At 66.0% G+C, this 12,566-nt stretch carries 15 protein-coding genes; 4 read left to right on the top strand and 11 right to left on the bottom strand.

Annotated features, from left to right (window positions below):
* The 5 genes from Q9250_RS12110 to Q9250_RS12130 all read right to left on the bottom strand — a co-directional run bounded on the left by Q9250_RS12110 (position 1) and on the right by Q9250_RS12130 (position 5,614).
* Positions 1–1,068: a lipid II:glycine glycyltransferase FemX gene (locus Q9250_RS12110; protein ID WP_306232134.1), complete on the bottom strand. Its 1,068-nt coding sequence runs from the start codon at positions 1,066–1,068 to the stop codon at positions 1–3.
* Between the two features lie 128 nt (positions 1,069–1,196).
* The gene (locus tag Q9250_RS12115) at positions 1,197–1,610 is read right to left on the bottom strand and encodes a PNPOx family protein (protein ID WP_306232135.1); all 414 of its coding nucleotides are present in this window, start codon (positions 1,608–1,610) and stop codon (positions 1,197–1,199) included.
* Positions 1,611–1,904: 294 nt separating this feature from the next.
* A complete protein-coding gene (locus tag Q9250_RS12120) occupies positions 1,905–4,190 on the bottom strand; it encodes a heavy metal translocating P-type ATPase (RefSeq protein WP_422665044.1) in 2,286 nt (761 codons plus the stop codon).
* Between the two features lie 422 nt (positions 4,191–4,612).
* Positions 4,613–5,023, bottom strand: coding sequence for a four-helix bundle copper-binding protein (locus Q9250_RS12125; RefSeq protein ID WP_306232137.1), 411 nt, complete (start codon positions 5,021–5,023; stop codon positions 4,613–4,615).
* 162 nt (positions 5,024–5,185) lie between these two features.
* The gene (locus Q9250_RS12130; RefSeq protein ID WP_306232138.1) at positions 5,186–5,614 is read right to left on the bottom strand and encodes a hypothetical protein; all 429 of its coding nucleotides are present in this window, start codon (positions 5,612–5,614) and stop codon (positions 5,186–5,188) included.
* A 112-nt stretch (positions 5,615–5,726) separates the two neighbouring features.
* On the opposite strand from Q9250_RS12130, the gene Q9250_RS12135 reads away from it, so the two are divergent.
* The 4 genes from Q9250_RS12135 to Q9250_RS12150 all read left to right on the top strand — a co-directional run bounded on the left by Q9250_RS12135 (position 5,727) and on the right by Q9250_RS12150 (position 8,061).
* The gene (locus tag Q9250_RS12135; RefSeq protein ID WP_306232139.1) at positions 5,727–6,116 is read left to right on the top strand and encodes a DUF6153 family protein; all 390 of its coding nucleotides are present in this window, start codon (positions 5,727–5,729) and stop codon (positions 6,114–6,116) included.
* Positions 6,117–6,188: 72 nt separating this feature from the next.
* Complete coding sequence (locus Q9250_RS12140) at positions 6,189–6,791, top strand: DUF305 domain-containing protein (RefSeq protein WP_306232140.1); 603 nt, start codon at positions 6,189–6,191, stop codon at positions 6,789–6,791.
* 80 nt (positions 6,792–6,871) lie between these two features.
* On the top strand, positions 6,872–7,720 hold the full coding sequence (locus Q9250_RS12145; protein WP_306232141.1) for a WD40/YVTN/BNR-like repeat-containing protein: 849 nt from the start codon (positions 6,872–6,874) through the stop codon (positions 7,718–7,720).
* Between the two features lie 68 nt (positions 7,721–7,788).
* Entirely contained in the window at positions 7,789–8,061 is a 273-nt protein-coding gene (locus tag Q9250_RS12150) for a YHS domain-containing protein (protein WP_306232142.1), read from the top strand.
* Positions 8,062–8,142: 81 nt separating this feature from the next.
* On the opposite strand, the gene Q9250_RS12155 is transcribed toward Q9250_RS12150, so the two are convergent.
* From Q9250_RS12155 to Q9250_RS12180, 6 genes are all read right to left on the bottom strand, one after another.
* Positions 8,143–8,592: a DUF2269 domain-containing protein gene (locus Q9250_RS12155; RefSeq protein ID WP_306232143.1), complete on the bottom strand. Its 450-nt coding sequence runs from the start codon at positions 8,590–8,592 to the stop codon at positions 8,143–8,145.
* 53 nt (positions 8,593–8,645) lie between these two features.
* Positions 8,646–8,876, bottom strand: coding sequence for a hypothetical protein (locus tag Q9250_RS12160; RefSeq protein ID WP_306232144.1), 231 nt, complete (start codon positions 8,874–8,876; stop codon positions 8,646–8,648).
* 209 nt (positions 8,877–9,085) lie between these two features.
* A complete protein-coding gene (locus Q9250_RS12165; RefSeq protein WP_024355919.1) occupies positions 9,086–9,937 on the bottom strand; it encodes a macro domain-containing protein in 852 nt (283 codons plus the stop codon).
* Positions 9,938–10,447, bottom strand: a complete 510-nt coding sequence (locus Q9250_RS12170; RefSeq protein ID WP_306232145.1) for a TIR domain-containing protein — start codon at positions 10,445–10,447, stop codon at positions 9,938–9,940. It lies immediately after the preceding gene.
* 80 nt (positions 10,448–10,527) lie between these two features.
* Entirely contained in the window at positions 10,528–11,682 is a 1,155-nt protein-coding gene (locus Q9250_RS12175; RefSeq protein WP_051137793.1) for an XRE family transcriptional regulator, read from the bottom strand.
* A complete protein-coding gene (locus Q9250_RS12180; protein WP_306232146.1) occupies positions 11,669–12,451 on the bottom strand; it encodes a hypothetical protein in 783 nt (260 codons plus the stop codon). The genes Q9250_RS12175 and Q9250_RS12180 overlap by 14 nt, the downstream gene beginning before the upstream one ends.
* Positions 12,452–12,566 lie beyond the last annotated feature (115 nt).

The raw sequence follows: 12,566 nt of genomic DNA on the forward strand, positions 1-12,566 counted from the left end.
TCAGAACCAGGCGTCGCCCGTGCGCCGCGTGTAGACCGCCCGCAGCCAGCGGCCCGCCTTCTGCCAGAGCGGGTAGCGGCCGCTGAGCGGCAGCTCGAAGGTGGGCATGTAGCGCACGGGCTCCGGCGCCCAGGCGGTCTTGAACGTGTAGAGGCCGCGGATGTCGCTGGTCTCCCACTCCGCCGGGTCGGGGATGTTCGCGAGCTCGTAGAGCGTGACGCCCTCGGCGTGCAGCTCCTGCATGATCTTCCACTGCATCAGGTAGGGCGCGAAGATCTTCGCGTTCTCGCGGATGCTGCCGGCGTCCTTGTACCAGGCGGTGTGGCCGAAGCGGATCACGAACGCCATCGACTGCACCTCGCCCTCGTAGTGCGCGACGTAGAAGTGGCCCTGGCCGACGGTCTTGTAGACGTCCCAGATGCGCTGGAAGTAGTCGGCGTGGCGGAAGTAGCCGCCCGAGCGCACCTTCGTCTCGTCGATGAGGCGGTGCATCTCGGCCTCGTTCTCGGGCGTCATCTCGGTCTTCGTGACCGTGACGCCGAACTTGTTCTCGGCCGCGCGGTACGAGTTGCGGGCGCGCTTCTTGAAGCGCGCGGCGACCTCGTCGAGCGTGCCCGACAGGTCGACCGCGACCGCGTGCTGGTACTGGCTCGAGGCGGCGGGCACCCAGCCGTTGCGCTCGAAGGCGGCGATCAGCTCGGGGTCCTCGGCCTGGAAGGTCTCCATCTTCAGGCCGAACCAGCGCTTCGGGTAGGCCTTCGCGCGCGCCGTGATCGCGTCGATCGCGGCGACGTCGATGCCCGAGACGCGCGGCAGGAACAGGATCCGCCCGGCGAGCGGCGCCGTGCGCTCGAAGAGCTGGATCGGCAGCTCGCGCGTGCCGCTGCCCGTGGTCGGCACCGTCACGACGTCGCGCAGCGCCCTCCAGGGGCTGTCTTCGCGGGTGCGGGCCCACGCATCCGACTGCATGTAGTGCGCGCGCGACTGGCCCTCGAGCACCTGCTGGTCCCACGCGGCGCCGTCGGTCGCCTTGGCGGGCTTCGGCTGGGCTCCAGCGGTGATGCTCATGCGCTCGCTCTCGTCGGTCGGGTGCGTCGGGGCTCGGATGCGTCGTGGTTCGGATGCGTCGTGCCGCGGATGCGGTCGGGTCGCGGATGCAGATGGTCGCCGCAGGCGCCGCCGCACCACCCTCGATGCTACCCGCGCTCGGTCGCAGCCCCGGGCGCCGCGTGCCCCTCGGCGCGGAGCAGCCGGAACTCGCGGCGGCGCAGCAGCTGCAGCACGAGCCGCCGGACGCCGCCGAACGCGCGCAGCCCCGCGTCGGTGCCGTAGGGCTCGACCGCGACGATCTCGTGCGCGGTCCCGTCGACGACCAGGACGCATCCGCCCGCCCTGACGATGTTGCGGTACCAGTCGACGTCGTCGCCGTAGGTGAGCTCGCAGACGAAGCCCTCGGGCACGCGCGCCACGACGATGGGCGTCTCGAACGCGCGGCCGGAGCGGCGGCCGACGTGCCGCACGATCGAGAACGGGCCGCCCGGGGTGCGGGCGATCCGCATGGTCAGGTGGTTCAGCGTGCGCTGGATGAACCAGAGCCACGCGCGTCGCATGCCGCCCATCCTGCTCTCCTGCACGGGCCGGCGTCGATGGTGCCCGCGCCGCTCGCCTCGCCCCTGCGGGCGGCCCGCCGTCAGCGGCGGCGCGGCATGTCGCTCGGCGTGTCCGCGCTGCCAGACCGGCGGCACCGACCACAGCACGATGCCTCAGAGCCAGAGCGCGGCGATCAGCTGGTGACATCCACCTGGGCCGCGCGAGCTGTCTGGCTTCGTCGGTGATGCAGGCCTACGCTCCCAGATCGCAGACCGCCGCGACGCGTGTCAAGGTTCTCTCCCGTCCCGGAGCGCTCATCGGTGGAGGATGGCCCGTGTGGTGGACTCGGGCCGCAGGTCGAGTCGGCGCAGCAGCTGGGCGTTGAGGGCGACGACGATCGTGGACAGCGACATCAGGACCGCGCCGACCGACATCGGCAGGATGAACCCGATGGGGGCGAGGACTCCGGCCGCGAGCGGGACGGAGATGAGGTTGTAGCCGGCCGCCCACCAGAGGTTCTGCTTCATCTTCCGGTACGCGGCGCGGGAGAGCTCGATCACCGAGAGCACGGAGCGTGGGTCGTCGCTGGCGAGAATGACGCCTGCGGAGGCGATTGCGACGTCGGTGCCGGCGCCGATCGCGAGCCCGACATCGGCCTGAGCGAGTGCCGGGGCGTCGTTCACGCCGTCTCCGACCATCGCGACCTTCCGGCCCTCGTGCTGCAACTGCTGCACCTTCGCGGCTTTGTCCTCCGGGCGAACGCCCGCGAAGTACCGGTCGATGCCCAACTCCTCCGCGACCGAGCGCGCCACTGCCTCGGCGTCACCGGTGATCATGACGACCTGCACGTCGAGCGCGTGCAGCGCTTCGATCGCATCGCGCGACTCCGCGCGGATCTCGTCAGCGAGCTTGAGCGCTCCGATGACCTGGCTGTCCTGGATGACGTGGAGGATGATCGCCCCGTCGGAGCGCCACTGGTCGGCGATGTCGAGCTCCTCTGCTCGCTCCTCGGTGAGCAGGTGCGGTCCGCCGACGCGGACGGTTGCTCCGTCGACGGTGGCGGTGACGCCGACCGCGGGGGAAGAGGAGAAGTTGTTGCTGCCCGGGACGGCGAGGTCTTTGGCGGCCGCCGCGCGGACGATCGCCTTGGCCAGCGGGTGCTCGCTGTCGGCTTCCGCGGCGGCGGCCAGCCCGAGCACGCGATCGGGGTCGTGCCCGTCGACGACGGCGACGTCGGTGACGGTCGGCTCGCCCTTGGTGAGGGTGCCGGTCTTGTCGAACAGCACCGTGTCGACGGTGCGCATGCTCTCAAGCGCGAGGCGATCCTTGACGAGCACGCCGCCGCGGGCAGCACGCTCGGTGGCGATGGAGACCACCAGCGGAATGGCGAGGCCGAGCGCGTGGGGGCAGGCGATGACGAGCACGGTGATCGTGCGGATGACTGCCTGGTCGGGGAGTCCGACAAGCGTCCAGACGACCGCGGTGATCGCTGCCGCGCCGAGCGCGAACCAGAACAGCCAACCCGCGGCTGTGTCGGCGAGACGTTGCGCTCGGGAGGAGGAGCTCTGGGCATCCGTGACCAGCCGTTGGATGCCTGCGAGGGCGGTGTCGTCGCCGGTAGCGGTCACTTCGACGCGCAGGCCGGAATCGGTGGCGACGGTGCCGGCGGTGACGGATTCGCCGATGGTGCGCGTCACGGTCTGCGATTCTCCGGTCACCATCGACTCGTCCATGGATGCGCGTCCATCCACGATCCTGCCGTCGGCGGGCACGCTGCCGCCGGGACGGACGACGATGATGTCGCCGACGACGAGCTCGGATGGTGAGACCGTGACGATCTGGTCGTTCTCGACCCGCTCGGCCTCGTCCGGGAGCAGAGCCGCGAGCGAGTCCAGAGCGCTCGTGGTCTGCGCGAGCGAGCGCATCTCGATCCAGTGGCCGAGCAGCATGATGACGATCAGCAGCGCGAGCTCCCACCAGAAGTCGAGCTCGTGGTGGAGCAGTCCGAGGCTGGCGCCCCAGGACGCGATGAACGCGACGGTGATGGCGAGGCCGATCAGCAGCATCATCCCCGGTTTGCGCGAGCGCAGCTCACTGACGGCGCCGGTCAGGAACGGCTTGCCACCCCACGCGTACATGACCGTGCCGAGCACCGGGGAGACCCAGGCGAGACCAGGGATGTCCGGGAGCCTGTACCCGATGATCGTGGCAAACATGCCCGAGAGCGCGACCGTCGGGACCGCCAGGGCAAGCATGATCCAGAACAGGCGACGGAACTGCCCGACGTGATCCCCGTGATCCCCGTGGTCCCCGTGCCCGCCGTGGGCGCCGTGTTCGTCATCTGTGCCGTGGCGCTCGTGCGACATGCGGCTATCGCCGAGAGCGTCGGCCGAGGCGGCACCATCTGTCGCTGTGGCCGCTTGGCCTCCCATCCGATCGTGCGCACCTGCTGGCCCGTGGTGCTCATGGGGCTGATCGTGACGATGCGGGGCATGGCCCGACACATCGGCTCCGGCAGTTTCCACCGGCGCGGAGGTGTGCTGCGCGTGGCGGTGCTGGGGCTCCGTGTGATCGGGTTGGTGCTCGTGCGGGTGGGTCATGATCTCATCCTCTCGGGTTCGGGTCAGGCGAGCCGATCCGCGGACCGGCTCGACACAGTGCCATCCGGGCCGCGGATCTCATCCGCGCCGCGGCGGCGTGCAGGTACCGCCCGGCGGTCGGCGCCTCGGCGCTGAACGTCACGGTCGGGCCGGCGAGGCCCCGGGCCGCGTTCGTCACTGTGCGCGGGCACGTGCACGTGCAGAATGGCTCACGATCTCTCCTGACTTGATACCCCCGGGGGGTATCTCTCCATCGCACGAGGTATACCCCCGCAGGGTATTCGCTGTCAAGACCACGTACGACCCCACACGACGGCTGTTCGTCGTCAGCGGGACTGCGGTTGCACCGCGGACGCGCACCGGTCGCCACGAGGAGGCTCAGGACAGCTCGCTGCGAGCCGAGATGCTGGTGCGCTGTGATGTCAGTTGAGCGTGGCGAGCAGATTGGCGCACGAGAGCTCGCAGCGCCGACAGGCCTCGGCGCACACACGGCAGTGCTCGTGCATCTCAGCGTGCCGCTCGCACTCATCCGCGCATGCCTCGCACGCCGTCCGGCAAGCCTCCAGGATTGCACGAGCGGTGTTTGCGTCGTAACCCGTCCGGCGCGAGAGCACCCGAGCCGTCGTCTCGCACACGTCGGCGCAGTCGAGATTGATGCGGATGCAATTGGTGAGCTCAGCGACCATGTCCTCCGCCAGGCAGGCGTCGGCGCAGGCGGTGCACGTCTGCGCACACTCGAAGCACGCCGCGATACAAGCCGCGAGCACTTGCTTGTCGATGCCGCCGAGATCCTTCGGGTAGGTGTCGAGCATGGCTTCCACGTGGTGACTCATGGTTCTCTCCTTCGAGCGTCGGTCGGTGGTGCGTCTCATCCAACCCGCCGCTGCGGCGATCGTCACCCCCTGAGTTCTGAGGGCGGGCTCTCGCTGGTCGCTGCGTCGCCGCTGCGGCGGCTATCGACGGATGCGGCGATCCCTGGGAAGATCGCCGGGAGATCAGCGACCCCGTGTCGACCGCTCGACGTTGAGTTCCTGACGGCTTCGCCGCGAGGGATGGAACTGCCGCAGCTCGACCTCGATCGGCACGTCGGCCGCTCCCGGTCCCCCCGAGCGAACGTACTCGCAGAGCGCCGTGTTGACGTCGGAGTCGTTCACATCGCTGACCCACACCTGCTCGCTCTCGAGTGCTTGGGCGCCAGGCACCACGACGACGACGTTCGAGTACTCGCACGCATCCAAGCACTTGCTCGGCAAGACTCGCGCCGCCCCTGCGACCAGCTCCTTCGTCTCGCGGAGCAGCGCGACATGGTCTACACCGGGGTGCTTCACTCGGCTTCCGCAGTCGCCGCCCCGGCACACCACCACCGTCAGTGCCTGCGCATCAACGGCACGCTCCCGACGCTTCTTCTCCGCCCGCGCTGCCACAAGGACACCGTACCGGCGTCGACGAGCCCGTCAGTGTTCGCGATGGCGGGGCGTTGGCGCGGCGCATAGGCTCACCCGGTAGCGTCTCCGATGCAGATCGGAGGAGGTGACCATGGACGCACTGCGTCGCCTGACGCGCGCCCGCACGGTGTTGGCCGTGACGGTCGCCGTGGCCGCCGTCATCGTGGGCCTCCTCGCCATGCATGTCCTTGGCGGGGGACCTCATTCCTCCTCGCATGCGAGCGCGCCTGCTGCCGTCCACACGACGACAGCAGAGCAACCGGGTCCCATCGCGCTCGAATGCGGCATGGAGACGTGCGAAGAACTCAGTCTGATCGTCGTGACCTGTGCGCTTGCTCTGCTGGCCGTCGCGGTGCTCCTCGCCGCGACCCGCGTCCGATGGACGATTCGGCAGGGTGCGCCGCCGCAGCTCACGGCACCCGCCGCGTCCCGCGCAAGGCCAGGGCCGTCGCTCATAGAACTCTCGATCAGTCGGACATGATCGCTCGGCTCGGCTGCACCCGTGCAGCCGATCACCGACCGAACCAACCTCCGACACTGAAAGAGAACCAACATGACGTTCAAGTTCCGTGCGCTCGCAGTGAGCGCGATCGCCGTCCCGCTCGTGCTCACCGGGTGCGCGACAAGCGCCGGCCCTGCGCTGAGCAGCGAGCCGGCAAGCCCCTCCCCCTCCGCGACTGCGACCGCGCAGGCAGCGTTCAATCAAGCGGACGTCGTATTCGCGAGTGGCATGATCGTGCATCACCAGCAGGCGATCATGATGTCCGAGATGCTCCTGGCGAAGGACGACGTCGACCAGGGCGTCGCCGAACTGGCAGAACGGATCCGGGCGGCGCAGCAGCCCGAGATCCAGACGCTCGAAGCGATGCTCGCTGAGTGGGGCGCAGACGCGTCGGAGCACGCCGGCATGGATCACGGCGGCGACAGCGGGATGATGTCCGAATCCGACATGGCACTGCTGGAAGCGACCCCCGGCCCCGAGGCGTCACGGCTCTTCCTCGAGCAGATGATCATGCACCACGAGGGCGCCGTGGAGATGTCGCAGACCGAGCTGACCGAGGGCCAGAACGCCGAGGCGCTCGAGATGGCCCAGCGCATCATCGATGACCAGTCCGCAGAGATCGCCGAGATGGAATCGCTGCTGGCAGGGCTCTGATCCGTTGCGCGGGGCGGCGAGACTCGCCGCCCCGCGCAACCGCGCCTGCATCAATCTCCTCGACGTCAGAAGAACGGATCATGCACACGACTCCTCGAATCGGTCGCCGCCTGCTCGCGGCCGCCGCGCTCTGCACCGCGATCGGCGCACTTGCGTCCTGCGCCGCCCTTGCTCCCTCCGCATCCCTCACCGACGACAACCACGTGCACGAGCTGGCAACCACCGCGGACGGGCAGTCGTTGCTCGTCTCGACGCACGACGGGTTGTTCACTGTCGACTTGACCGACGGGGAGGTAAGTGGTCCCGTCGGCAACCAGAGGATCGACCTCATGGGGCTCACGGTCGCCGACGAGGCGCTCCTCGCTTCGGGCCACCCCGGCACATCCGGAGCCCAGGAGCTCCGCGGTCCCAACGTCGGGCTCATCCGCAGCGACGACCACGGCGAGAGCTGGGATGCCGTGTCGCTCGAGGGCGTGGCTGACTTCCACGCATTGACCTACGACCCCGAGGCCCAGACGATCATCGGATCGCACGCCGCGCAGTTGTACATCAGCGAAGACATGGGCAGCACCTGGCGCGAAGGGGCAGCCACCGATGCATACGATCTGCTCGCCACAGATCAGGGCCTGCTGATGACGAGCTTCGCCGGGCTCTCCAGAAGCCTGGACGGAGGCGGCACCTTCGAGCCGGTCTCCGGCGCTCCGGCGCTCGTGCTGCTGGGTGGCTCCGGCGACGCCGTCGTCGGCGTAGACCAGCAGGGCGCGTTGTGGCAGTCCGGCCCCGACGAGCGCTGGAACGCAGGCGGGACGACTCCGGAGCAGATCTTCGCGCTCACACAGCTGCCTGATGGCGATGTCGTCGTCGCCGGGGCATCGGGTCTCCAGCGCACGAGCGACCGCGGACAGACATGGCAGCCCCTGCTGACATGACCGCGCTGCACCGAGTGTAGACTTCCAAAATACCCCCCGGGGGTATACATCCACGGAAAGGTTCAGTCATGTGCGAAGCGCACTCCAGCCATGCCCGCGGCCACGACCACGGCGACCAGCAGCACGCAGACGGGCACGGCCATGGGCATGGCCTCAGCGCCCCTCCGCCCTCCGATGGCGCCGCGGAGTGCCCGGTGATGCCGGGCAGCACGATCAGCAAGGCGGATGCCGAGGACGCCGGTCTGGTGCGCGACTACGAAGGTCAGCGCTATTACCTGTGCTGCGCCGCCTGCGGGCCGCTGTTCGATGCCGATCCGGCCAAGTACGCGTCAGTCCGCTGACGATGTGATCGGAGAAGACATGGGGGGTTCAGTTCGGCGCGGCCTCGTCGCGGCCGGCACCGTCGGCCCTCTGCTGCACGCTCAGCGCGCCGACTCCTGAGCCTGGTTTCGTCTCCAGCCATGCGGCGTCAGCCCCCGGGGCTTGACGACCGACAACACCAGGGCCGCCGCCAGCACCACGAGCCCACCGATGGAATGCGGCAGCGTGCCCGGCAGCTCTCGTATGTCGGCGCTCGAGAGCGCGGCCGCAGAGAGCGCACGCACTGTGGACACCTCGAACAGCAGCACGATCACCGCGAAGCCCGTCAGCACGAGTTTCGCCAGGACCCAGTAGTGTCTCGCGAGGCCCCACTTCGAACTGAGCGCCAGAAGGGCGCCCACCAGCACCGTGGCAATCGCGAGGGGCACGATCACCGCGGTCGCCAAGAACTCCATCGCAGCATACGAGACGCGCACTGATGCAATCGAATGCCCGAAGGTCGCTGCGATGTCGAATGCGAGGTACGCGAGCAGCGCCCCGAACCAGCCCATCGAGGTCGCGATGTGGACGATGAGCAGCGTTTTTCGCAGGGCCGGGGAGCGTCTCACACCCGAGCGAGCTCCAGAGCAGAAGTCGCGGGCGCGGCGCCCTCACCGAGGTGCCGACCGGGCCCATGATCGCCGCCACTGAGCAGCATCACGGCTGCCGCGACGAGCACGACGATGCCGAGGACGATCACCGACACCTTCACCCAGCGAGGCATCGCCGGCGCGCGCCCGTCGGCGCTACCGGAATCGGTCTGATCTCGGGGTGGCGGCTCGTGTGCGGTGCTCATCCAGTCCCTTCTGCAGTCGCGGCGAAGCGCGTTCGTCGTCTCAGCGCCGATTCACGGAACGAGCCGTGGGGTTGTGCCCCTGGAGGTGTCTGGGTTCATGACATAGGTCTCACTTGATAGGTCCAGCCACCGAGCGGCTACACCACTTTATGGGGCACTACTGCAGAACGCGCACGGCTGCGCGTCAGGAAGCCGAATAGCTGACTCACTCACGACGGCCTCATCGATGACAGGAACGCTTGGAGTTCGAGCCTGTCCAGGCGATCGAAATCCCTCGGATGCACCACTATTCGCAGCTGATCGCACACCTTCTTCGTTCGCGACGCGAACATGAAGGACATCACGATAAAGCGGATCGAGTCTTGCGCCGGCATGACCTGTGACAACCGGGACTGTCCTCCGCCGATGACGGGGACAGCTACCGCAGTTCCGTTCGCGGTCCGCGAGACCTCTTCCCACAACGACGCAAGACTTCGCCAGATCCCATCCGGCGTGCTCTGTGCTTCGTTAGCCTCGTTCATCTCGCTGTACGCCAAGAAGTAGAGGCGGTGAGAACCGTTTCGAAGCGTGGCCACGGCCCCAACGCCGTACTTCTCAGTCTTCCCGTGCTTCTGGATCGTCGCCTTTACCGTCTTGCCCTGCAACGCCGCGGCGAGTTCGCGGTCCAGTTGATCCGTATCGCCACCGTAGAGGCGTTCGAGCGCCTGACCTTGAACGCTGTTCTTCGCGATGATGTTAGGAACGGACGTATCGAACGTGTCGCAGGTACCCACCACGATGTTGCTGTCCTGCGCGAACAAATCGCCCTTCACAATCTCAATCATCGTGTTCGGTGAGTTGTAGTCCTGCCGGATGGGGCGCGGCCAAGCACGGACAAGTCCGTACCCGATCGAAACGACAGCAATGATGATGGCGAGCGGCCACCCCTCGATCGGAAGACTCCCGAAGATGAAGTTGGTCAGTTCGAGCAGAACCGCAAGAACTCCGACTGCGGAGAACGTTTGGATGAGGAACCAACGCCAGAAGCGCCACGTGCGCAGATCGTGTGCAAGGTCTCTCATCTATAGGCCGAGCGTCGCGTAAGTTCCGGACGGATACTGGTGCGGTCCCGAATTATTGCTGGTTCCAAACTGGACTGCGTAGTCGTCAAGCGCATGCTTGATGATCTTAGGCTGGAACGACACTGACACCGTGTAACAGTTTGCGTTCAATAGCGGTGCCGGTATGAAGTTCTTGTTGACGGTACGACCACTATCAAGATTCGCGATGACCACCGGAAGATTGAACTCCATCATCACCTTAATCTCATGCGCGAGAAACGAGACACCGTCTCCGCCTTTTCGTCTAGCGTCACCACTGCCGAGAAGAACCACCTGTTTGGCGTTCTTCATTCGTTCGCGCAGATTACGCTTGATCGTTTCAGGCTGGCTCGTATCGCGCGAAACGTACAGGGTGTGAGCATCATAGAAATTGAAGTCGAAGTTGGGATTTGCTTTCCATGCTTCCATCAGACGGTACTTGCCGATGTCCTCGCTGGCGAAAGCGACATAGGTTTTATTGCGGTAACTCATTGTTTCCTCTTTAAATCTGGAACTGGGTAGGGCTGCGGAAAGATGTAGATAGATCGACGGTCCTGGGTCGATGAGCTGAATCAAACTAGTCTTAGAGTTGGCCGCTCGTCTGCGTCGCCGAGCATGCGGCGGACTTGGGCTGGTTTCCAGGCGAGTTCCTGAGCCAAGGATGCGATGGTGACGCCGTTTGCTTCGGCCATCTCGACGGCGCGGCGAAGGAGCGAAGGAACCTCACCGGGAAACTGGTAAACGGGCTGGGTTGCGATCACACCTTGCTCTGAGAGCTGGTTCAGCTGAATGTATGCGCGCCGAGCGGTGGCGTCGGATAGCAGGCCGACCTCTCTGCTCCTGTAGATGAGGGACTTGATGGATACCCCCCATTGTTCGCTCAACTGGTTCAGCTTTCGAAAGTCGATCCGCCGAGGGAGTAGGTCTTGGATCACCAAACTTGGTGTCAGGAACTCGGCGGCGAATCGGTCCGCTTCTCGTTCCAATGCGGGGTCACCGCCGGCGAGTTCGCCATGCATGACGAGGTGTCCGAGTTCGTGTGCAGCGGTGAAGCGGTGTCGATAGATGTCGTTCGCACGGTCAGGTGACAGGACGATGATCGGTCGCGACAGCGAAAGTGTGGAGAACGCGTCGATGCGGGCAACTTCGTCTTCGGCGAAGGGGACCAAGACTGCGACGATGCCCTGATTCTCGATGGTGCGCACGAGATGCGGGATCGGTTCCGCGCCTAGCCTCCATGCCTTGCGTAGTGCCCGCGCGGCCGCTGTTGGGTCGTTTGGGAATACACCAGGTTCTACCTCACCGCCAACGAAGCCGGGCAGGTTCACGGGTGGCAAGCGGACGTGCTTCTCGACTGCATGAACCAACTCCCACAGTTGCTCCGTATAGGACACTGCCTTGGCGCGCTGTTTCGCCGTCGTGGCTCGAAGGCTCCGGAAGAAGGCATCGGCTGTCTCAAGCCGAGCGAGCGGCCGACCGGCGGCGAAGAACTCTCGCGGAACGTCAAGTTCTCGGGCTAGAAGCGGGATGAGTTCCGCGCGGGGTGGCGTGGCGCCGGATTCATATTGCCCAATAGCGGCTGCCGAGACGCCAAGTGGTTCTGCGAGACTCTGCTTCGTGCGCAACGCGAGTTGTCGAGCTTGCCGCAGACGGTCACCATCGAAGGTCTTTGCGATGTCGAGATCAGTGGGGGGCGCGACCGGTCTGCTCGAATCACGGGAGATCATCTGATGCACCCCCAGTTCCCGTGTCAGGGACGCCCTCGGTCTCCACGTTGGCACTCGGCAGTTCGCCCGGCTTCAGAAGCGTTAGGTCACTCTCAGGAAGAGGTGCGTCATCGAATCGTGCCGAGGAAGGCTCGCCAAGGCCAACCAGGGCAACTCCTTCTCCATCGAGCAGGTGCAGCATCAACTCTTCGCGATAGTGCCAGGTGACGAGCCCGGATGATTCAAGAGTCGCCTCGCCGACATAGACGTGCTGGAGCCCGCCACGAGCGGACACGTCGTAGGCAACGAGGGAGGCCCGCGTAGCGGAGCCGAAGGAACCATCCTTGACAGAGGCGTCTAGGTCACCACCTAGTTCTAGTTCGAACTCCAACTGTTCCTGCATGTTGCGGCTAGCGTCGTCTTCAAGGGAGAAAACTCGGCGACGGAAATCCGAGCGGCCTAGCCTAATTCGGTCAGCGCCGGACGATCCACGTCCACACTTGGCCGGAAAGATCAAGGTGCCATCGAAAACCACCAGGTCGTAACGGCTGCCTGTCGGCCGGATCACCTCGCGCCCAGGCAGGAATGCAAGGTGAGCCGATACCTCCTCAGGCAAGATCACCCAAAACGAGCCGTATGCCTCGTTCGAGGCCAGTTGGCTTCCGGTCTTGGCGTCGAGGGAGCGCTCGTGAGCTGCACGACCGGCCTTAGCGAGCGCAAGCATCACACTCTGGCTGTGCTCTCCGAAGTGACGGTTGAACCACGGAGAAGGTTCGGGCAACTCGTTCATCGACGCTCCTGACGCTAGGTGACACCTCAATCCTAGCACTGGCGCTTTAGAACTGCGCAGAAATCGGTCACTGTGACTTTCGGCGTGTCGAGCCCAGCATCCAAACCTGTTGCCC

It is taken from the genome of Agrococcus beijingensis (assembly GCF_030758955.1).
Classification (GTDB): domain Bacteria; phylum Actinomycetota; class Actinomycetes; order Actinomycetales; family Microbacteriaceae; genus Agrococcus; species Agrococcus beijingensis.

Coding starts and splice junctions, on each gene's coding strand:
- Q9250_RS12135 (WP_306232139.1), top strand. CDS start 5,727: ATGGACGCACTGCGTCGCCTGACGCGCGCCCGCACGGTGTTGGCCGTG.
- Q9250_RS12175 (WP_051137793.1), bottom strand. CDS start 11,682: ATGATCTCCCGTGATTCGAGCAGACCGGTCGCGCCCCCCACTGATCTC.
- Q9250_RS12150 (WP_306232142.1), top strand. CDS start 7,789: ATGTGCGAAGCGCACTCCAGCCATGCCCGCGGCCACGACCACGGCGAC.
- Q9250_RS12125 (WP_306232137.1), bottom strand. CDS start 5,023: ATGAGTCACCACGTGGAAGCCATGCTCGACACCTACCCGAAGGATCTC.
- Q9250_RS12110 (WP_306232134.1), bottom strand. CDS start 1,068: ATGAGCATCACCGCTGGAGCCCAGCCGAAGCCCGCCAAGGCGACCGAC.
- Q9250_RS12165 (WP_024355919.1), bottom strand. CDS start 9,937: ATGAGAGACCTTGCACACGATCTGCGCACGTGGCGCTTCTGGCGTTGG.
- Q9250_RS12155 (WP_306232143.1), bottom strand. CDS start 8,592: ATGGGCTGGTTCGGGGCGCTGCTCGCGTACCTCGCATTCGACATCGCA.
- Q9250_RS12120 (WP_422665044.1), bottom strand. CDS start 4,190: ATGACCCACCCGCACGAGCACCAACCCGATCACACGGAGCCCCAGCAC.
- Q9250_RS12180 (WP_306232146.1), bottom strand. CDS start 12,451: ATGAACGAGTTGCCCGAACCTTCTCCGTGGTTCAACCGTCACTTCGGA.
- Q9250_RS12145 (WP_306232141.1), top strand. CDS start 6,872: ATGCACACGACTCCTCGAATCGGTCGCCGCCTGCTCGCGGCCGCCGCG.
- Q9250_RS12115 (WP_306232135.1), bottom strand. CDS start 1,610: ATGCGACGCGCGTGGCTCTGGTTCATCCAGCGCACGCTGAACCACCTG.
- Q9250_RS12140 (WP_306232140.1), top strand. CDS start 6,189: ATGACGTTCAAGTTCCGTGCGCTCGCAGTGAGCGCGATCGCCGTCCCG.
- Q9250_RS12170 (WP_306232145.1), bottom strand. CDS start 10,447: ATGAGTTACCGCAATAAAACCTATGTCGCTTTCGCCAGCGAGGACATC.
- Q9250_RS12160 (WP_306232144.1), bottom strand. CDS start 8,876: ATGAGCACCGCACACGAGCCGCCACCCCGAGATCAGACCGATTCCGGT.